This window comes from Paenibacillus sp. MY03 (assembly GCF_002165585.1).
GTDB classification, from domain to species: Bacteria; Bacillota; Bacilli; order Paenibacillales; family Paenibacillaceae; genus Pristimantibacillus; species Pristimantibacillus agaridevorans.
Map to the genome: position 1 here is coordinate 99,772 of NZ_MXQD01000013.1, position 22,292 is coordinate 122,063.

The following is a 22,292-nucleotide window of genomic DNA, read 5'->3' on the forward strand; positions in this document are numbered from 1 at the left end:
CCCGATCCGCTCAAACTTCCACCGTTCTTCAAGCTACTCTGATTGTATAACGTCGCTCCCCGTTAGACAATTCGCTCTGCACGTAAGCCTGTTATTTCTTTTCCACATATCGCCATAATAGGACATCTGGTGTATGATAGGATAGGTATAAGGACTTACTAGCTTTGCCTAAAATATGCTTGTTGGAGGTACATGATGAAAAAATGGAGCACCATCTTTCTAGCAGCGATACTAGTCTTGACGATTCTCAATCCGACGGGCGCTAACGCAGAACTGGGAGGGACCGGTTTCAAAGACGTCAGCGAAACCTACTGGGCCGCTGACGAAATCAACAATCTCGTTTCCATTGGCGTGCTTAGAGGATTCGAAGACAATACGTTCAAACCGGAAGCTCCCGTCACCCGGGAGCAATTCGCCCAAATTATAACGCTTGCTTTCCAATTGGACCTGCCAACGGATCAAACGCAATCCTTTACGGACGTCTCGACCACAAGATGGTCGCATAAGCCCGTCGAAGCAGCGAAACCTTTTTTAACGGGCTACACATCTCCGAATGGCAAAGCATTCTTCCTTCCCGCGGCCAAAGCGACGCGCGAAGACGTTGCTGTCGCCTTAGTGAAAACCATGAATTATTTGCCGGACGATCTGGAAAATCCAAATATTCTAAACCGATTCTACGATGGAGACCTCATCTCTCCGAATCTGCGAACCTATCTGGCTCTCGCGGTGGAGAAAAAGTTGCTGACGGGATATACGGATAATACGATTCGGCCTGAAGATCCCGTTACTCGCGCGCAAGCCGCCGCGCTTGTTTACCGCGTGATTAAAGGAGCCGCCGCGGACAATCAGACGGCCCTGCAGCTCAACGTCGATGCGCCAGAGACTGTGTCTTCGCCAACTGTCTACATTTCCGGGGACGTTAATAAAGGCGCCCAGGTTTTCATCAATAACAAGGAAGTGGAAGTCGTGCAAGGACAGTTCCGGGTCGGCATTCAATTGGAAGCGGAAGGGGTATACACGTATACGATTTCCGCGAGAATTCCCGGAGGGAAAACCGAAACGGTCACTAAACAGGTGAAATACGAAAAAGGGGCTCCTACCTTGGAGGTAAAGGGAGTACCGGAGTCAACGGACAAACAAACAATTACCGTGTCCTGGACCGTCAAGGACGCCAATGATCATTCTCCTGCCGTCTATATCAACGGGGAGAAACAATCCAGCTACTCTTCTTCCGCAACCATCAAGCTCGAGGAAGGCGAAAATACCCTTACTTTTCGGGCGGAGAACTCCGCGGGCAAATATACGCTGGTAACCAAGCGCGTTGCGTTCCTTACCGGAGGTCCCGAATTAATCGTGCCTGATCTGCCTGCATCCACAGACCAAGAGAGCGTTACGGTAACTTGGACGGTCAAAGACAAAAACGACTATTCGCCCCAAGTTTACGTTAACGAAATCCAACAATCCAGCTACAGCAATTCAACAAAAGTTCAGTTAAAAGAAGGCCAGAATACGATCACGGTAAGAGCCACGAATAACTTGGGCAAAACAACCCTGGTCACAAAAACGATTACCTTCAACGTTGGATCCGCCACCCTCTCGGTCGGCGCCTTGCCGGAAACAACCGACAAAGAGACGGTAACCGTCAATTGGACAGTCAAGGATCCCAATGATTCAAGCCCGCAAATCTTCGTGAATGATACTGCACAAGGCTCTTATTATTCGTATACCACGATAAATCTTCAACCTGGCGACAACACCATAACGGTAAGAGCGGTCAATAAGCTTGGCAAGAGCTCGGAGGTTACCAAAGTCATCACTTTTAATCCGCCTGCTCCAACGCTGACCCTGTTGCGCGCGCCTGAAGCAAGCAGCTCGTCTTCCGTTACGATCAGCTGGTCGACCGCGGACAAAAACGATTATTCGCCTATCGTTTATATCGGAGAAGAACGGCAATATTCGAGTTCCAAATCCCTGAGCTTGAAAGAAGGGCCCAATACTTTTATCATCTCGTCGACGAATAAATACGGCAAAACGGTTACCGTTACTTACAACGTTACTTATACGCCTGTATCGTAGTTAACAATAACAAAGGAGGACGGCTGATTGCCGCCCTCCTTCTTCGATTTATTCCTTCTCCCTTTTTGGTTGAGTGTATGGCTTAACCGAGATCCGGGGCGTCTGTCAGCTCGATATCCGGCTTGTCCGTACCATGCAGCTCCAAAACAACGATTTCGTTGGCGCCTTGGCGAAGCAGCGGACCCGGGACATACAACGTCTTTTGCGGACCCTGCTCCCAATAGCGGCCAATATTGAAGCCATTGATCCAGACGACTCCTTTCGTCCAACCATCGAGGCGTATAAATGTATCCGCAATATCGTCGACGAGCAGCTCCCCTCTAAAGAACATCGGATTCTCGGCAGTCTTCGACTGTTGGAAAGGCGCGTACGACAAGGCGCTCAAGTCGGCAAGCGGCAGAGGATAAATTTCCCAATCGAACAGAAATTGATTGTCGAGGCGCACGCCTTCGGTAATGCCCTTGGCATCCTTAAGACGCGGTCCGTAGTTTACCCTCCCCATATTCTCAACGAGAATGTCAAGAGTTGCGCCTTCCTTCGGAATATCCACAACAAGCGGCTTAGGATCCCAGCGTTCGACCGTACCGGTCCAGCGCCCACCCAGGAATACTTGCGCACGGTCGTGAACATTCTGAAGGTGGAGCTCCTGAGAATTGCGAGGGCCAGATATCCGCGTGCTGTACAAAATAAAACCGTAGTTCTGACCGAGCTTCTCCATAGGCTCAGGACAGCGGCGACGAACAGGGACAGACAACGTATCGAGATTCGCAAATAATCCGGCCGCTTCCACCATTGCAACTGTTCCATAGTTTTTTTTGCGAGACGGCTCCGGAAGATCCTCCTGAACCTTGGCGCCGTGTTTGCGCATCACCTCGCGAACCGCCTTATACTTTGCTGTAATATCACCGCATTCCGACAGCGGCGCATCGTAATCGTAGCTAGTAACGGTAGGCTCATAATTATCATGGTAATTCGCTCCGTTATAAAAGCCGAAGTTTGTCCCGCCATGGAACATATAAAAGTTGACGGAAGAGCCCGCGGCAAGCATCCTATCGAGCACATCCGCAACGTCGTCCCCGTCACGCGTGTGATGAGGCTTTAGCCAATGATCGAACCAGCCATTCCAATATTCCATGCAGAACAGCGGATCCTCGGGACGGTATTCCCTAAACTTTTTAAACTCCTCCTCAGGGCGGGAACCGAAATTCACTGTCGCCAAAACACCGGGCACCGTACCTCCCTGCAGCATTTGGTCCGTCGAACCATCCGAGGTAAAGAGCAGAACATCGATTCCTCTTTCGTGAAGCCCGTTCTTCAAATACAGCAAATAGTCCTGATCATTGCCGTAGCTCCCATATTCATTTTCGATCTGCACGGCAATAATCGGTCCGCCGTTTGTGTTAAGAAGCGGCGCCAGCTTTGGTATAAGGACATCGTAATAAGAGTCTACCTTCCGCAAGTAACGTTCGTCCAGGCAGCGCAGCCGAATATCCGTATCGCTCAGCAGCCAGGCAGGCAACCCTCCGAATTCCCATTCCGCGCAAATGTACGGGCTTGGCCTTACGATAACGTGCAAACCGAGCTCTCCTGCGAGAGCGATAAATCGTTCGACGTCAGCCAATCCGTCGAAGTTGAATACACCTTCCGTTGGTTCGTGCAAATTCCACGGAATGTACGTTTCCACTGTATTGAAACCGCAAGCCTTAAGCTTTAACAGTCGATCCTCCCAATACTCGGGAACGACACGGAAATAATGAATGGCGCCGGATAAAATCCGGATCGATTCTCCATCCAGCAAAAATTGCGAGCCTTTTACTTCAAGTTTAGCCACAAAAACCCCTCCAAACAGATCATGTTGTCTCCATTATCCGAGTTAGCGGCTTCATCCTCAATCGCCAAATGGTGCATTTTCTAAACCATTTGTAACTATCCATACAACCATACGGAAGTAACATGTGATACTATAATGGCAACACTCTAGCGAAAAAAGCGAGGCGCCATGCAAACATGATCGAATTTCCAAACATGACCTCTACGTTGCAGTTAACCGGCTTTCAAATCGGCAGCTTTCCTTCCGGTTGGGAATACCCCCGGCATCATCATCATTCATTCGAGCTTCTTTGCTGTCTCGGCGGTGAGGTACAGCAAGAGATTAATCGAAAAACGATCACGCTTCGACCGGGAGATTGGCTGCTCATTAAAGCCGGGGAGAGACACAAAACGACGAATGTTTCCCCCATGGATTACGAGTTTTTTAATATTCATTTCGACCTGGATGATCTGGACATTCGCAGCCTGCTCGGCACAGCCCCTTACCGTCTTGTATCCGCCGCTGAAGCCGCACGATCCGGCAGACTAAGCAGGTACGTCATGGAGCTTCGGGAAATGAAGGTGCGTGGCGACTCAGAGAAAAACGACAATACACGGACACAACTGGAAGACAAGCTGCTGCTGCAAGCGAACATCCTGCTCATTATCCGTGAGATGCTGATGCTCATTCGCGAACAGGGAGAGAACAAGACAGATGCGGGCTCCGTGACTCCGTTCGCCGTCGATGCGGCTCATGCGATCGAGGAGAAGCTTTCGCACGGCCTTTTCGATAACCTCTCGATCGCAAGCGTTGCGAAAGAATTGAACATGAGCCGCAGCCAATGCACCAAACTGTTCATTAAAACATATGGCCTATCGCCGCGCCAATATGTTAGCCGACGCAAACTGATGTTGGCCAAAGAATTGCTTGTCGCATCGTATATGCCCATCTCCGAAATAGCCGAGCGGCTCGGATTTCAGTCGGCCAGCCACTTCTCCCGGCAGTTCCGGCGCTGGACCGGCCTTTCTCCAACAGCGTTCAGGCCTAAGCATTAACGGTTTCTTCCGGCAAACGCAAGTATCGTTGCAGACAAAGCCGGCAATCCCCAAGGATTGCCGGCCTGATCCGCTTATTTGTTCGGCTTAAGTGGTTCGACTTTAATGGTTCAGCTTAATTTCGTACGTATAATCCGGCTTCTCCAGCAGAAGCTCGTATCGGTTGTCTCCCAGCGGCGTCAGCTTGCCTTCGCTAGCTTCGGGCAGCCCTTCACTGCCGAATACTAACGTACCGACACCCGACGAACAGGTCGTTACGACAATTCGGTCGCTATCCATATAGAGGGCAATATCTCCTCTCGGCGTAGGCACCTTTCCTTCCATCCATTCCAGGACGCCTTGCTTCGGCTCAACTTTGTATCGGCTGTAGCCAGCCTCGACCGGCTGCACGCCGAGAATGTACTTTCCGATCAAATAGATCGGAGCGGCGCCCCAAGCATGGGCCAAACTCTTGCGGTACTTATCCCCGTACATGTCGTACTGAAGCTCGGGCGGCAGGTTCGGGTCGTACTCCTCCCAAAAGGATGTGGCGCCCAGCTCGATCATTCCGCCCCAGTAATTGCGTATTTCGCTCAACACATGCTCTTGTTCCCCAAGCTCGCATAAAGCTTCCAACTCGAAGAAGCGCATAAACGGCGTGATGATCTTCTGCACGGATTCGTTCATCAGGACACCCGTTTTGACCGCATCCCGCTGATCAGTATTTAAATAACCGAACCGTACGCCGAACATGCTCGGATATTTGAGAATATCCCGTTGCAGCTCTTCGTTCCTTTCGCCATGCAGAAATGCGCCGCGTTCCTCGTCCCAGAACGATTGAAAGATACGCTCCCGCAACTCCCCTGCCAGAGCGGCAAACTTCCGTTCATTCCGGTCGTCCTCCAGCTCCCCGGCAAAATAAGCGACCGTCTCCATGCTTCTGCAAAGCAGAAGTTGTTCCGCGGTTAGGGCTCCGCGGCGCTCCATCGGAGCCCAATCGACGAATACCCAATCCTCGGGATAACCTTCCATCATCCCTTTATCGTTGCGGCGATTCAGGCAAAACTCCATCAAGCTCAGCATGTTCGCATAGTTGGAGCGGATAAAGGTCAAGTCGCCGGTATACAAATAATAATCGTAGCAGCTGAGGAACCAGTAGAACGTGTAATCCATGATGGTATTAATATGAATGTCAACCGGGTTTTTGCCCCGCAAAGCGATAAGCGTTCGTTTGGTTACGTCCTGCTCGAAAAAAACGTAATTGTTGATCAGAAAGCCGAGGTTGGCATCCCCGCTCCATACCCATCGGTCGCGCTTCATCCCGTCGTATAGAAACTCCCGCATATTCAGCTGCAACGTATGCGCGGACAGCTCCCAGATGTCGTTTAACCTTCCATCGGATGAGCGGAAGCTGCCTCTCTGGTCCATGGGTAAAAACTCGTAGCGATGTTTCACACTGCCCCATTCAACGTCATCGTTGGTTTTGATGTGTATATATCGGAAAGCTCTGGTAACTGGCGTTCGCCATACTTGCTCAACACTGCCGTCCACATCGAGCACATCGAACGTCTCCGCCAGCTGCCCGGCAAGCGCTTCTTCCCGCGATTCGCCGTAATACAGTTGAATACCGCCATTCCCCTTGACGTCATGAAATTCCACATACCCGAACGTTTCACGGCCAAAGTCGATCAATTCTCCCCCATCCCGTTGCTCGGCGGACACCGGATCGCGCTCTTGATAGGAAAACGGGAAGGCTTGCGGAGGTTGTTCGATTTCGTCAAAATTCCAATGGGCGGCAGGCAGCCACGAACCGTTAAGAGCCGTCACTTCCCAGCCGTTACCTGAGTCGATGCCAGCACCGGCTGCGTACAATGCAGGAATTTCCCGGTCGTTGTAAACGTTGATGGACAAAGTATGCTCGCCCGCCGGCAACCGGATCGACGTAACCGGGTTGCGTTTGTACGGAATCGGCGTCATATCGCTGTCCAGCAACGCCACGAATTCCCCTTGAGCGGACAAGATCAGCTCGGCGGGTTCGGCCAACACGTACTTTCTGCGGAATTTTACGCTCGTATAGGCAGCATCCAATCGCCACGAAGGCGGACAAATATAGCCGCGATATTGCCTTAATACGGACGCCTTCTGATGAAGCCATATCTCATAATCGCCCGGATACCATATCCATTGCGAATGTTTGGTCATTGCGAATTCCTCCTCGATAAAGCTTGAATCATCATGTGGTCACCGCTTGCCCGCTTACACGGAAGACGTAGCGGCCCGAGCCTGCCGTAAAGCGGGCAGTCTGTTCGTCCCGACTAACGAAGCTCCATCCGTCTCCATCCCTTTTTAACGCGTCTTCACCGACACGATCGCCATCCAACCGGATCGTCATGCCGGGCGATGCCGGAACCGCAATTTCCGCTGTCGTATTAGCAGGGATGGTTGCGGCAAGCGTTAAACCGTGTTCGTCCGCTTCCCATTCGACCCCGATCATCCCGTACAACGTGTCGTGTTTGCACCGCAGCCATTCGAATCCTGGAGCCGGGAGCGGGCTGATGATAAATCTTTGACTGCCGTATTCCCCTTCGGGAATCTGGATGCCGGCAAGATAGCGGTACAGCCATTCGCCGACGGAACCAAGCGCGAAATGATTGAACGAATTCATCTCCGGATCCTGAAATCCCTTTTCCTCCGTCCAGCCGTCCCATCGCTCCCAGATCGTCGTCGCTCCTTGCAGTACCGGGTATAACCAAGAGGGAAACGATTCTTGAAGCAGCAGTCGAGACGCCGCGTCATGCTCGCCATTGTCGGACAGTACCGGCAATACATAGCTGGCTCCCATGAAACCGGTCGTCAAATGCCATCCGCGCTCTTCGATATCCCGGAGCAAGTGGCGCATGGCGGCTTGTCTGCCCTCGTTTGTCAACAGGCCGATCTTCAACGCAAGCACATAAGCCGTCTGAGATTCACCCTCTATGCGCCTATCCTCATCCACATGCAATGTCTCGAATGTCATTCGCAGCCTGGCGAACAACGCCCTATAGCGCGTTTCCCCCGTCTCGTCCCCGACTACCCGCGCCATGTCGGCCATCAGGGAGACGCTGTATGCGAACAAGAATAAGTTCATTAACGGTCTTGGCGTCTCCGCTCCGTAAGCCAGGTGGTCGCCGAAGCTTTCCGTCCGTCTGACGAGCCGCTCGTCGCTGTCTTGCACCAGATAATCCATATAACGCTGCATCGCCTCGTAATTGTCTTCGATAAATCTTCGATCGCCGTATACTTTGTACATTGTCCAAGGAAGAATAACGCCCCCGTCGGCAAAAAACACATGTCCTCTGCCGAAATGCTCTACGAACGGGGCGACATCGGGGAACGCGCCATCCGCTCCTTGCGCGTCCCGAATATCCGTCAGCCACTTGCGGTAAAAAGCCGCGCTGTTCATGTTGAATGTCGCCGTTCTCGCAAACATATGAGCGTCTCCCATCCAGCCAAGCCGCTCATCCCGCTGCGGACAATCCAGCGGAATGCCAATGAAGTTGCCTCTTTGACTCCAGCGAATGTTGTCCATCAATCGATTTACAAGCGGATGCGACGTCGTCAGTTCGCCCGCGTCGCGAAGCTCGGAGTGAACAACGATGCCTGTAATTGCGGACAACTCCAGTTCGCCCGGATACCCTTCGATCTCGACATATTGAAATCCGTGATAGGTGAACAACGGTTCATAGCTTTCTTCTCTGTCCCCCCTGGCAATATAGACATCCGTTTGTTTGGCCGTCCTCAGGTTAGCCCGGTACAAACGTCCATCCGTTCCAAGACGTTCCGCGTAGCGAATGCGAATGCGGGCGCCTTCCGTTCCTTTTAACCGCAGGCGTATCCATCCGGTTATATTTTGGCCCATGTCGATGAGAAAGGTCGACTCGTCCGCGCGCCTGACCGATTGCGGCTTGATCTCGAGCATGGGACGTATGGGCGGTCCTTCGCTCGCGGCCATGCGGCCGCTTGGCACATAGTCGGATCGGACGGCTTTTCTCCACGGGGACTCCAGCAGTCCGTTACGCGCATCGCAAGTTTCTCCCATATAGAAATCCGAGGACACGACAGGACTGTCCGTTACTCGCCAATTCGGGTCCGTTCGGACAATTTCCGTCGTGCCGTCGGCGAATAGAACATGAAGCTCCGCACGGAACGCCACGGAATGGCCGTAATGATACGGACCGCAAATGCCGAGATGCCCGGCATACCAGCCCGGGCCGACGATGGCTTCGATCCGGTTGTCTCCCGCTTGCAATAATGAGGTGACATCGTACGTTTGATACGGTATGCGGATACGGTAATCCGTCCAACCGGGAGCCAGCGCATCCGTTGATACCGGGCGATCGTTTAATGCCGCGCGGTACACACCCAATGCGGATGCGTAGAGGCGAGCTTGTTTCACCTGCTTAGCCACATGGAAGGTTCTGCCGAATTGCGGGCAGATTCCGTATCCCGCGTTTACCGGGTACAAAATTCGTTTATAGACCTCCCAGTCGCCTTCGCCGAATACGCCGATCGGACTTGCGGGCCTCCACGCGCCGTCGTTGTATTCGGGCAGCATCCAGCCCGGTTCTTCCATGCCCGTTGTTTTCCATCCTGCGTCCGTTCCATACGTTATGGTTCGTCCGTCCGCATAGATGACGGCGAGAACGGCGACAAATCCCTTCCGCTCCCCGTCCGAGCAGCCGGCTATAATCCGGCGGCCCGGGCCTAGCAGAGCCGTGACGTCCAACGTGACCGACTGCATGTAAGGGTAATACAGCCCTTCGTCTTGACCGTCCACATAGATGTGCAGCGCGTCTGCCGCAAATATTTCCAGCTTCGCCGACAACGGCTCTTCCTCCGGCAGCGTCACGCTGAGACGAAAGTATCGTCTAGCCGACTCCTCAGGCATTGCCCGATCCGACTGATTCGCCTGATCCGCCTGATTCGTTTGGTCCACTGGATCCCACAGCACTGCGACGCCGCGCAGACGATCCGGCTCGGGCTCGGGCGCAACCCGCTCCGGATCGGCGATCCAGTCCGCCGTCCATTCCTCTTGGGACAGATAACCCGTCTCGAACAGGCTTGCCCCGCTCCACCCGCAGTCCTCGCCCGACTTGTTCCATACTTTGACTTTCCAATAATAAATTCGACGGGCTTGCAGCGGCGGACCGCCGTACGTAATATGCTGCGACAAGCCGCTCTCCACGGTGCCCGTGTCCCAGATCAAACCATCGACGCGATCCAGCGCTACCGAATCTTCCGCAACGACGAGCCTGTAAGCGGATTGTTCGATTCCGCGTTCCGCATCAGAGCCATCCTCAAGCCGAGCGGCTGCGATCCGCCAGCCGAACGCGGGACGCAAGTTATCCGTCCCGAGCGGCCGGTCGGCGTAATCTACCGTTAATCCATCAATTGTAAGCATGCGCCGTTAATCCTCCTTATCGAGCAGAATTCGGAACGGATAACAGCAATCGGCGAAGATAAGCCGTAATTTCCGGCGAACGGCCGTTCCTGATCAACGCTTCGACTTCGGCTTGGTCCATGGAATCGACAAGGGCGGCGAAAGTCTCCATCGCGTTAACCCCTTCCCGCACCGCCGCAAGCCCATCCTCCCGGTAAGGGTATTGATCGATGGACAACCAGCCGTTATATCCCGTCCGCTTAAGCCAGTAGAAAAATTCCAGCGTTTCGATCGTATGCACGCTGCCAACGATCATATCGTCGTCCCAGTGGCGGAAATTATCGTTCATATGCACATGAAATAACCGATTGCCGTATCTCTTGAGCAAAGCGACCGATTCGGCCGGCGTTTCGTAAGCGTTAAGCGCGTGTCCGAAGTCGATCGTCACTCCGATATTGTCCGTGCCGGTCTCCTGGGCCATTAAGACGGACATGGCCGCCGTGCTCAAGTAGCTGTGCGTTCGTGGCTCCTTCGGCTTGTATTCCAGACTTATCCTTACATCGGGGCGATAGCGGCATACCTCCCGCAATCCTTCCGCGAACCAGTCGCGTTCTTGCATATAATCCGCCTGAAACAAATAATCGTAGCCGTCCTGACCTGGCCACAACGAGATGAGATCGCCTCCCAACTCGATAGCCGCGTCGATCATTTCTTTTGTATGGGCGACCGCTTCCTTGCGAATGGCCGGATCTTTGGCCGCGAAGCTGCCGTACTTCCACTTCATCTGTCCGAAGTGATCGGGAATAATCGATACCAGCTCAAGTCCGTGCTCATCCATATGCCCTTTCAGTTCTTTAACGTTTTTATCCGTGACATGCCATGTGCCGACCAGCTCCACGCCGGTAACTTGTGGAATCTGAGCGACGCGCCCGAACAGCTCGGCGATGGAGAACGGCTCCGCGTATCCCCCGGTCACATATCGGTCCGAGCAGCTCCCTACATTCGATAATATAACGGAATAGCGATGACTCATTGCGGATACCTCCAATAATGTTGTAATGTCATTCGTTGCTGACAAGAATCGTTTCCTGCGCTATGCTCCTATATTTGAATCGAATGCCGACATCGCCGCCCGCGCTCGGATCATAATCGGATACCTGAAGCGTCATCGACTGGGTTTCCCCGGTTTTCAATCCGTTCAGTTTCAGCATCTTGGGATGGAACGACAGATTGCCGATCGGTTCGATTCGAATCTGACCTGACATTTTTTTGTCATCGTAATTAGTCACTTTTACTGTAATGGTTGAGCCCGGGGCCAGCTCGTCAAGATCAGACGTCGCGACCATATCGATATTGGGCAACCCGCCGATCGCAGTGTTTTTGCTCGAAAAGCCAACCTCGTCGATCAACAGCGACCCGCTCCAGCTTTCGTTGGTCGTCTTGCGCGTCCAAACCTTGATTCTATCGATCGCATCAAGACCTTCCCACCCTTTAAGATCTAGAGACAAGGCATGCCAGCCTTTGCTAGCGTCGATTCTTGCTAAACCTTCTGCCGCAAGATCCCCGCTGTACACTTTCACTTTCGCGTAATAGGTATGAGACTCCTCAGGTTCGGTCAGCTTGACGGCCAGATTGAGGTGAGGCTTGCCGGTTGCGTCGATCGGTTCGGCAAATTTTTTCTCCGCGCCTTTCCACAGCCGTTCGAGTCCTACAAAGGTCATTCTTACCAGGTCCACGAAGTCGACTTTCAACGAACCGGTGCCTCCATAAGCATCTGCGGTCGTTCTGCTGACCCCGTAAGAATGATCCGCAAACTCCCATCCGTCTTTGCCCGTTTCGAACTTATCGCCGCCGACGATATGCGGCGCTTGCTTGTTAATCGATACGGGAACCAGCTGCGGCGGCATGCGCTGGGCAAGCTTGGCTGCGTCGAAGTTTGGAACAACCTCGCTCCAGTTCTCGATACCGATGATCGGCTTGGCGAATTCGGCGACTTCAAGCGAGCGATCCGTATCGATATATTTGAACACGTCGTAAATAAATTTGCGGTCCTTCGCGACGAATCCCGGCAGCTCCGTGTTCGCTGTCCATAACCCCATATTGAGACCCGCAGCCGGAATATCGAGCTGATTGAACATAATGAAAGCGTCGATGCCGTCCAGGAATCGCGACTTGTAATAAGCATAAACGTAAGCCGCGGCTTGGAGCCGCTGTGCTTCCGGCGTATCGTTTTCCGTGTGGAAGCCCTGTTCGGATAAAATAATCCGTCTGCGCTCATTTCCATATTTCAGCGTTTCCTGCCCCATGTATCGGTCGATAACCTGGAGGTTTTTGAACGTAATTTTGGGAGAATCGAAGCTGTCGCTCACATATTCCTGATCTTCCCACGTTCGCGGATCCAGCATGTTCTCCGGATACGGATGATGCGCGAGATGCCAAGGGTAATCGCCGCCCAACTTGGATAGAGCGTTCATCTTGTCGACGACATCTTTGCTCCCGTAGAAACGGGTCGGCTGATTGGGCATGTAGGGTTCGTTCCAAGCATTATCGACCGAGATATAGACCCTTGCGCTGTCGGAATGTTTGCGGACGGCCTGATAGGCGAGCCGAACGGATCTTTCGTAATGCTCCATGAATTGATCGACGGACTTGTCGCCCATGTTCTGCCAGATCCAGGCGGAATCGACCTCGTTGCCCACGATGTAGCCCATCGCTCTACCATATCGCTGATCCTCTCTCGTATATCGATCGGCAAGAAACTCCATGGCGGCCTTGTAGTAGCGGACGCCTTCGGCGTTCGTAGTGTTGAATGCATAGACGGTCCCCTGGCCGCGTGCGGCATCTGGGTGAATCAGCACATTCGTCGATCCGTCCGGGTCGTCCGCGTCATACAGGATAAGAACCAGGTTCACGATTGTGCCGTTGTCGGACATCGCCTTTATCTCGCGATCCAGCTCTTCGACGGCGTCCTTATGAAAGTGGTAGGCCGTGCCTTCCGAATCGAACGCGATCGCATTGTTCGGATCCGTATCGTCCTTATACATAAGGCCGTTTACGACGACGGTCAACGTTGCGTGGCTGACGCCGAGCTCCTCGGCATCGTCCGTCATCTGCACATTCAGGCCTTTCTTGGATAGAGCGTCCGGGTACGCAAAGGAATGTTTCGCCGGAAACGCAATATCGGTCACGGACTTCGGAGCGTCGACGTAGCGTACAGAGCCGTCTTCTCCGGCCTCTCGAACAACGACCAGAAATTTGGAGTAATAGCGATCCCTGTCCCCGTCGAACCGATCCAGATGAAACGAAAACGTATCGTTGCCGCTTGGAACCGCGCTCGTCGATATCGGAGTCAGAGCATCAATATCCGGCTCGTACTGGTAAGGAGCCAGCTCGTAAAGCTGCAATTGGGCTGTCGACGTATTGCCAACGCCAACGCCATTACCGATATTCGCATCGTCACCGATCCTTCCGGTCACCGTCACGGCGTTTGCATCGACGCGAATCTCCGATACCTCCCCGATATAATCGTAGATCGGGCGATCCTGCTTGGCGAAGTCAATGCCGTCTATTGCAATCGTATTCGTCCCTGATCCGACTCCCGCCAATTGAAGCCGCAGGCCGGTCACTTGCCCCGTCCACCTCGGATGCCCGATAAGCCTGGCCGAGTAGACGTTCTCTCCGTCAATCGCTTCCGCGGACTCCAGCGCCTGCGACTTGGCTTCGTCAAATTCAGGGTCTGTCTCCGTCGTCCAATACAATCGGCCGGAAGCAATTTCGGCGCCGTTGCCGAGCTTGAGCCGCACTAAGTTGTAAACGGCCGGGTCCAGCTTGAGCGGAGCCGACGTCATCGCGGAATTCCCTCCCGCCAAGCCCAGCGACAGCCTGCCGTCCGACACCGATGGAGACTCAATCGAATCATTGAACGACCATCCTTCGGTGTCCCCTTCATACGAAAATTGCCAGTCGAGCATATTCGCCGCATGTACGTAATCGATATAAAACTCCGTATTCGGCCAATAGGGCAAAGGGTCATCGGGATGTTCGGCGCGATCGAAGTCATGCTGAAAGCTGACCTCCAGCTTATCGATCGCACTTCGTCCGGCCCATCCGCTAAGATCGATGCCGATCTTGTTCCAATTGTTGTTGTAGACCCTTACGATGCCCTCTAACGAAGTGTCGCCGCTGTATGCGACAAGGCGAGCGTAATAAGGTTCATCATTCGGCAAATAGCCAAAATGATTGTAAGCCATCATCAGGTAGCGCGAATTCGAAAGATCAAGCGGTTGGTCGAACGTTCGGCTAGCCGTTCTCCAAACATTGTTCTGCAAGTTCGGTTCGCTTTTCAATGCCAGAAATTTGCTGCCCTCGTAAGGAAAAAACACATTCCACGCTTGCGTGGCCAGGCTGGCTTCGGACACGTTGTCCCCCGCTTGCCAGTTCGCCAGCGATTCGTCCGACTCGAAATCGTCAATGACTGTGTAAGGTGCAAACTGTCCGACCGTTCTCATATTCGAAGTGGGAGACACAGACGCGTCTGAAGCATGTATCCAAGTAGTTCGGTTCCCCGCGTTGACCGACAGGAGCAGAATCAGAGCCAAGCAGAAGGCCAATAGCTTCTTCCAAGTTCTCATCCAATCTAACCTCCAGTAGAAGTAAAGGATTATTCCTTAACGCTGCCAAGTACAATGCCATGGATAAAGTAACGCTGCAAAAACGGGTACACGAGCAAAATCGGCAGCATGCCGACGAATACCTGCGCGGCACGTGTCGTTCGATCGGATATTAGATTGTATACCCGCGCCATCTCCGGATCGGTGAACTTGGACAGGTCCGGCATCGTAATGACCGTCTGCAAGTAGCTGGACAACGGATAACGGTCCGGACTATTCATCAGCAGCAAGCCGTCAAACCACGAGTTCCAATGTCCAACGACCGTAAACAGCGTAATCGTCGCAAGCGCAGGCGTTGACAAGGGGATGTAAATGCTAAGCAGAATCCGCCAGTCGCCCGCGCCGTCGATTCGCGCCGACTCGTTCATCTCCTTCGGCAGGCGGCGAAAGAAATTAAGCAGCAGAATGATATTGAATACCGGTACAGCGCCAGGAAGCACGAGCGCCCAGATCGAATTAAGCAAATCAAGGTTTTTGATCGTTAAGTACCAGGGAATCAGCCCTCCGCCGAACAGGATCGTGATCACGAAATACCAGACGTATACCGATCGCAATCGGAAATCCCCGCGTTCCTTCGATAGAGGGTACGCGCACAGCAGCGTCAAGGCGAGATTAATAACGGTGCCCAGCACGACCCGCTGCACCGTAATGCCCATCGACTTGAAAAATTGCCCTTGAGAGGCGACATATTCGTAAGAAGCCCAGGTAAACTCGCGCGGCCAGAACAATACATTGCCTGCCGTCACCTGGATTTTGGAACTAAGAGACAGCGCCAACACATGCACGATAGGCAGAAAACAAAGCGCAGACAACAAGATCAAAATAGCGTAATTGACCAGATTGAAGCTTCTTCTGCTCCAGGACGTTCTCGTTATCATCCGACAGCAACCCCAATCAGAAAATTCTGTAGTTGGCGAATCGATACGCCAGTCCGTACGATACGGACACAAGAACAAAGGAAACAAGTGATTTAAATAATCCCAGCGCGGCGGACACGCTGAATTGATAGTCTTGAAGTCCGATCCGATAGATCATCGTATCGAGAATATCCCCGCTTTCAAGCACCGGAGCGCTGTACAGATTAAACACTTGATCGAAGCCGGCGTTCAGCACGTTGCCGAGACTTAACGTCATCATCAGCACGATGATCGGAGCCATGCCGGGAAGCGTAATATGAAGCGTCTGCTTCCATCGGTTCGCTCCGTCGATGACTGCCGCCTCATACAGCGTCGGATTGATGCCCGTGAGCGCGGCTAAATAAATGATCGTATCGAACCCGAACTGCTTCCACGTATCGGATATAATCAGCGTCCACGGGAACCAGTTATTGTCGCCGAGGAAAAAGACGGACTGCATGCCGAGCGCCTCAATCATTTGATTAACAATCCCTTTTAAGGATAAAATATCCATTAAAATGCCAGCAAGAATGACCCACGACAGAAAATAGGGCAAATAAATGAGCGTCTGCACCGAACGTTTAAACAAAGCGCTGCGAATTTCGTTTAACAGCAGAGCCGTTACAATCGGAACAATTAGATGCAAAATGATTTTCATCGTCGCTATAAAAACGGTATTCCACAGCACCCGGCTAAAATCGGGCAAGTCGAAGATGTACTGAAAGTTTTCCAATCCGACCCATTCGGAGTCGAAGAACCCTTTTGTCGGATAATACTTCTGGAAGGAAATGATAATGCCAAACATTGGAACATAGCTGAACAAGAAGAGAAACACCACTCCCGGAAGCAGCATGATATGGTTGGAGCGTTCCTGTCTCCATTTTTGTTTGAACACGGTTGCCTTCACCTCCCGCCGCCGCAAGGGATCGAACGCGTATACGTCCGTTCCCCGCTTCCGGCATCAGCCTTCCTTAGCGATTCGCCTCGTACCATTCATTGACTTCTTGCGTAATTTGATCCCCGCCAAGCTTTTTCCAATTGGACACATAGTTGTCGAACTCGTCGATCGGAGCCGCGCCCATTATGATTTTGACGAATGTTTCATTCTGCATCGTGAGCAGCGTCGACATCTTCTCTTCCATCGTTTTGGTCGCGCCGCCAAAATATTTGTCAATGACGACTCCGTCCGGCTGCTCCTGGTACTTGACGCGAATCTCGAACGGGCTCACTTCCGGTTGATGGATCCACCATTGCTGCCATGTATCTGGATCGCTTCCATCGGTTCCCGAGACCACGTCATACGTTTTCTTAAGCGCTTCGTTTAATCCGGAGGGATCTCCCGCCGCCAAAGCGTCGCGCACCAAATTATAGTTGTAGTCCTTGATGTAGCCTTGAACAGGCGACAGCACATGCATCGCGTATTTGGCGTTTTCCGCCCAGGCATATACTTGCAAGTCGTTGTTGGTTCCTTCCTTGTCTTCGCCATACACCTTCTGAAGGAACAGGTTCATCATCTTTACGGCCGCTTCCGGATTAGAGAAACCTTTTTTTACGACATAGAAGCCGCCTACGGTTACGCCTACGTTTGGTTTGGCCGGATTGCCGTCAACGGAAGGGAGTGGAAGCGCCTTCCATGACGCGTCGGGATCGTTTTTGATCAAGTCGGCTGCAATCAGCGCCGATTCCGATATCGTGCCGTAGAACATGCCGAGCTTGCCGGATACGACATCTTCTTTTAACCGATTGTAATCTTTTGTTCCGAATTCCCGATCGATCAACCCGTCCTTGTACATTTGCTGCAGTTTTCCGAGCGCCGACTTCATCTCCGGCGTCGTACTGCCGTAAATCAAACCTTCATTTCCGTTCTCGATCCAAATGTCGGGATACGCATGATAGCCGTTCAGAAAACCGCCCATCGCACCTCCGCCCATCGTAGCGCTCAAAATGCCGAGACCAAGCGTATCATCCTTTCCGTTCTCGTCGGGATCCTGCTTTACGAACGCTTCCGCTACCTGAATCAACTCGTCGATCGTTGTCGGCTCCTTCAAGTTCAGCTTCTTGAGCCAATCGGCGCGGATGTACAAAGTGACCAGCGAATCGCGTGGATCGCCGCCGTAATGCGGAATCGCCATCAGCTTGCCGTCATAGGTCGCCATCTTCTGAGCGGACGCCAGCGCATCCTGAACTTGCTCCTTCAAATAAGGCATGGCATATTGATCGAACACTCCGGTCAAATCTTCCACCATATCCGCTTCCACGAGTTGAGTCAGTTGTTTCTTGGTCACGCGCATAATATCCGGAATGTCGCCCGAAGCGATCGATACATTCATCTTATTCTCGTATTGCGTGGAATCCACCATCCAATCCCACTTCAGATTGATCCCTAGCGCTTCCCGGTAGAGCTTCGTCCAGCGATTATCGTTGTCCCACGTTTCCCCTTCCGGGAATGTCGCCCATCCTTCCGTGCTAAGCACGGACTTTACCGTAAGCGGCGGATCGAACTTGCCGAACGGATTGCCGTCTCCCTGCTCCCCGGTCGGACTTTCATTACCGCCTGTCACAACCGGCTTCTTGCCTTCATTGCCGCCATTGTTGTCGCTGCAAGCGCTTAACAAGCTCGACGCGAGCACTACGGCCAGCAATGACATCCATCCTTTTTTACCGAACATTTGTTTACCCCCTCGATTGGATTTGACAAACGATTTCATTGCGCAAACCGATTATAACAACGCCCGCGAGTGCAGCTCTATTCCAATGATTTTACTTTCCGTTGCATCTTTTTGTTTGCACTTTTTCGAGATCCGGCTAAACGCTCGCTTCTCTCCACTCCTGCGGCGTCTTCCCCGTTACTTTCTTAAACACGCGGTAGAAGTATTGGACGGAAGTAAAGCCTATCGCCGCGGGGATATCCTGGATGCGGTTGCCGGGGTCCTCCAACAATTCCTTGGCTAGCCGAATCCGGCAATCCGTAATATATTCGGCAATGCCCACACCGTTGTTCTGCTTGAACAGACGGGACAAATAAGACGAATTGTGGCTGACAGTCTCCGCGATAATCGTCAGGGACAGGTCATTCGTCAGATGATCGGCAATATACGTTTTCACTTTCATCATCAGTTCGTTTTCGCTCTCGCCGCGGGAACGCTCCCTGAAGTCGAATATCGATTCCGCGCATTTGCGCAAATAATCGGCGGCTTCGTAAGGTGCCGTCTTCAAGTCGGGAAAAATAAGACGGCCGATGTCCCATCGCTCATCAGAGCTGCGAAGCTTTAATTCCTTTGTATGAAAAGACAAAATAACCGAAGCGGCCATAAAATAATATTTCTCCTGATTTTCAGAATCCCGCTGCAACAGCAGCTCGTCCAACAGATTGAAAAACAACTCCCGACGATTGTTTTCGAGCATCGAGGCGAGATTGCCGATAAAAGAAGCCGCATCCATGGGCAAGGGATTCTCTGTTATGCCGTTGCCTGCAAACTGTTGATCGATCATCAGCACTTTTCTTCCCGAACCGAGCCCCCGCGCCAGGTTGCCTCGGAGCAAAGCGAATTTGCCGCTAACCTCGGACCAGCCCACGGGCGTATCGGCAATCAATACCGACAGGTCGAGCTTGATCAGATCCTTGCATGCCGCCTGAATCATTTCGAACGTTCCTTGCACGAACCGGATGATCATGCTCCACGTATCTTCCTGCACCCGGACCGAGCTGCTGGGTTGAAGACTTTTGGGCTGAATCATCCATACGATATTGAACCTGTCGATCGGGAGCGATATTTGCGTGACCATGGTGTCCAGATATTCTCCTGCAATGTTTCGAATGGAATACAGGAGCAAATAACGGTCATAATGGGACACATTTTCCATCCATTCGTCCACGCGTCCGATTATCGCAAGCACGGGCATCGAAGGTTGCAGCGGAATGTGCAAGTCGGCGAACTGTTTGGAGAGCTCCCGCTCCTCCAGGCGCTCCCCTTGTAGTAGCTGGCGAATAAAGTCCTGCTGCAGCGTTTCAAATGCCATTCTCATTTGATTTTTCGATTTGACGATCAAGGATTCGATTTCGATTTCGTCCCGAAGCTTGGCGACAGCCTTCTCTACCGCTTCAATCAGACGTTCGTCGCCGTCCGTCTTTAATACGTAGTCCAGCGCCCCTCCTCTAATCGCGTTCTGAACGTAATCGAAGTCGTTGAAGCCGGATAAAAAAATCACTTTGCATTTCGGCCAGTACCTCATGATTTCCTGTTGAAGCGTAATCCCGTCCATGCCGGGCATTCGAATGTCGGATACGACGATATCGATTTTGGTCCTCTTAAGCCAATCCAGCGCTTCTCTCGCCGAATAGGCGCCAATGACCTCCAATTCGAGATGGGACAGCTGAGAGATCACCTCGATTAAACCATTTACCACATAATCCTCATTATCGACGATCAGCAATCGATTCATGTTCTTCCTCCTCTGCGTCAGGCAGATTGATTTCTACGCGCATACCCCCAAGCTCGCTGCGGGAAATGCGCAAACCGTATGACGGCCCGAACTTCAGGATAAGGCGTCTGTGCACGTTGAGCATACCGGTCGTCTCGATATCGTCCGACAACGAATTCCCTGGCCGATTTAACTCTTCCAGTCGTTCATCGGTCAACCGATCGCCGTTATCCTCGATGATAAGCGAGATCATGTGCGCGGACGCCATTACGGAAAACTTCAGTATTCCGCCTTCATCCAATTCTTCCACTCCATGAATAAACGCGTTCTCGACAATGGGTTGCACAATGAGTCTTGGAACGAGGCGGTTTTCCCATTCGGCAGGCAGCTCCTCCCAGTGGATCGTAAGTTTGTCGCCGAACCGCATCTTCAAAATATCGGCGTATGTTCTGGCATGGTCGACTTCCATCCGGAGAATCGCCTCTTCTTGGGCATTGCGCGTAATGTACTTCAAGTAATCGCCGAGCAGTCGAGTATACGGCTTGATATTAACCGTATCCTCGTCTTGAGCCATCCGGTGCAGCCGGTAATAAGCGTTATACAAAAAGTGGGGATTGATTTGAGCCTGAAGATGTTTTAGCTCGGCTCTCTGCGAACGGATATCCTGCTCGTATACATCATGGATAAGCGATTGAATCGTACCCACCATTTGATTGAACTGCTCGTAGAAATAATCGATCTCATCCCGGCTTTTTGATTGCAGCTGCACATCAAACGATCCTTCGCTCACTTTGCGAAATGCCCTGACAAGTCTTTGCAGCGGCCGTTGCAAAAATAGATAGATCCAATAGGCATAAAGCAGAATAATGACGATGGCCGTCGCAATGAGAATGCGAAACCACATTTGGTAACCCGCCAACGGTTTCAGAACCACTTCCTCGGGCATATAAAGCGTCAAAGCGATACCAAGCTCCGGCAATCGCTCATATGCCGCCATATATTGGCGATTGTCAGCAGCAGTCATTACCTGCTGTCCGGATACCTCGGCATACGATTGATTAAGCTGGGCCATCTGACGTTGAAGCGGATCATTGCTGTCATCCCCGGAAATAAGCCAATTTCCTTCCAAATCGGATAATATGGCGTTTCCGCCGCTTTCCGTCAGCATTTGCGATAGAATGGACTGAATTTTCCCCCGATTCAGCGAAATCTCGATCCAATAAGCAGGCAAACTATTTTCGTAAGTCCCGGTAGGGAAACGTTCCGCCAACATCAATTGGTTTTGCCAAACGAAAATCGGCAACGAGCTGCGGTTCAGAAGTTCATGGACCGATGTCATTTCTTCATCAATGCTATACGTTATTCGATTCGGATAAATAATTTTGTGCTCGGAAACCATAAATAATCCCACATCGTGAATGTAGGGGCTGGACGACTTCAGCGTCTTCATCTTTTTTTGCATCAAAAGCACTTCCAACCGCCGTTCGTAATCGGTCATGATCGGAGACATCGTGCTGAATCTCTGAATATCCGGATCAAAAACATATTCCCGCTTCAGGCTGATGATATGCTCCAGCGCCGAATTCAGTTCGTTTACATAGAAGTGAACTCTGGATGACAACGAATTGGTTATTTCCCGGCGGATCGCCGCTTCCCCTTTGATGACGATGAGCGAGCCGATGAACAGAATCGGGATGATGGCCGCCATAAAAATCAAAACGATTTTAGGGTACAATCCGATCGAGAGCAGATTGCGCCGAATGCTCATAACTATTCACTTCCCTTATTGTAAAATAGCTTCCTCCGGGCGATTAATGAAGCAGTTCCGCGACGAAATGGGCATACCGGCCCCTGATCTCATTGTAACAAGTCCGCTTCCCCTTTAAATGTTGTAATCATTTTACTTTTTATTATACTTTTTTGATCTGCGCTGACGGAATCGTCGGGAGACGAAAAAAAGATGAC

Annotated in this window: 12 protein-coding genes; 2 read left to right on the forward strand and 10 right to left on the reverse strand. The window is 52.0% G+C overall.

Translation table 11 applies throughout. The features are described from left to right. Positions 1 to 195 precede the first annotated feature (195 nt). Positions 196 to 2,076, forward strand: a complete 1,881-nt coding sequence (locus B1748_RS15355; protein WP_179215599.1) for an S-layer homology domain-containing protein — start codon at positions 196 to 198, stop codon at positions 2,074 to 2,076. Between the two features lie 82 nt (positions 2,077 to 2,158). Here the strand turns inward: B1748_RS15355 and B1748_RS15360 are convergent, their stop codons facing one another. Further along, positions 2,159 to 3,907 carry a glycoside hydrolase family 35 protein gene (locus B1748_RS15360; RefSeq protein WP_087568812.1) on the reverse strand — a complete coding sequence of 583 codons (1,749 nt, stop codon included), beginning with the start codon at positions 3,905 to 3,907 and terminating at the stop codon, positions 2,159 to 2,161. Between the two features lie 176 nt (positions 3,908 to 4,083). Between B1748_RS15360 and B1748_RS15365 the strand changes: the two genes are divergently transcribed. Next, positions 4,084 to 4,941, forward strand: coding sequence for an AraC family transcriptional regulator (locus B1748_RS15365; RefSeq protein WP_087568813.1), 858 nt, complete (start codon positions 4,084 to 4,086; stop codon positions 4,939 to 4,941). Between the two features lie 102 nt (positions 4,942 to 5,043). Here the strand turns inward: B1748_RS15365 and B1748_RS15370 are convergent, their stop codons facing one another. The 9 genes from B1748_RS15370 to B1748_RS15410 form a co-directional block, all read right to left on the reverse strand. Further along, positions 5,044 to 7,122 carry a family 78 glycoside hydrolase catalytic domain gene (locus tag B1748_RS15370; RefSeq protein ID WP_087568814.1) on the reverse strand — a complete coding sequence of 693 codons (2,079 nt, stop codon included), beginning with the start codon at positions 7,120 to 7,122 and terminating at the stop codon, positions 5,044 to 5,046. 31 nt (positions 7,123 to 7,153) lie between these two features. Further along, entirely contained in the window at positions 7,154 to 10,360 is a 3,207-nt protein-coding gene (locus B1748_RS15375; RefSeq protein WP_087568815.1) for an alpha-L-rhamnosidase, read from the reverse strand. Positions 10,361 to 10,376: 16 nt separating this feature from the next. Further along, the gene (locus tag B1748_RS15380) at positions 10,377 to 11,372 is read right to left on the reverse strand and encodes a sugar phosphate isomerase/epimerase family protein (protein ID WP_087568816.1); all 996 of its coding nucleotides are present in this window, start codon (positions 11,370 to 11,372) and stop codon (positions 10,377 to 10,379) included. A 28-nt stretch (positions 11,373 to 11,400) separates the two neighbouring features. After that, positions 11,401 to 14,970 carry a DUF5722 domain-containing protein gene (locus B1748_RS15385; protein ID WP_087568817.1) on the reverse strand — a complete coding sequence of 1,190 codons (3,570 nt, stop codon included), beginning with the start codon at positions 14,968 to 14,970 and terminating at the stop codon, positions 11,401 to 11,403. Between the two features lie 29 nt (positions 14,971 to 14,999). Continuing rightward, positions 15,000 to 15,887 (reverse strand): carbohydrate ABC transporter permease, encoded by an 888-nt coding sequence (locus tag B1748_RS15390; protein WP_087568818.1) that lies wholly within the window; start codon positions 15,885 to 15,887, stop codon positions 15,000 to 15,002. Between the two features lie 16 nt (positions 15,888 to 15,903). Then, positions 15,904 to 16,758 carry an ABC transporter permease gene (locus B1748_RS15395; RefSeq protein ID WP_087568899.1) on the reverse strand — a complete coding sequence of 285 codons (855 nt, stop codon included), beginning with the start codon at positions 16,756 to 16,758 and terminating at the stop codon, positions 15,904 to 15,906. A 118-nt stretch (positions 16,759 to 16,876) separates the two neighbouring features. After that, a complete protein-coding gene (locus B1748_RS15400; protein ID WP_179215600.1) occupies positions 16,877 to 18,574 on the reverse strand; it encodes an extracellular solute-binding protein in 1,698 nt (565 codons plus the stop codon). A 136-nt stretch (positions 18,575 to 18,710) separates the two neighbouring features. Continuing rightward, positions 18,711 to 20,348, reverse strand: a complete 1,638-nt coding sequence (locus tag B1748_RS15405; RefSeq protein ID WP_087568820.1) for a response regulator — start codon at positions 20,346 to 20,348, stop codon at positions 18,711 to 18,713. Continuing rightward, a complete protein-coding gene (locus B1748_RS15410) occupies positions 20,323 to 22,095 on the reverse strand; it encodes a sensor histidine kinase (RefSeq protein WP_087568821.1) in 1,773 nt (590 codons plus the stop codon). The genes B1748_RS15405 and B1748_RS15410 overlap by 26 nt, the downstream gene beginning before the upstream one ends. Positions 22,096 to 22,292 lie beyond the last annotated feature (197 nt).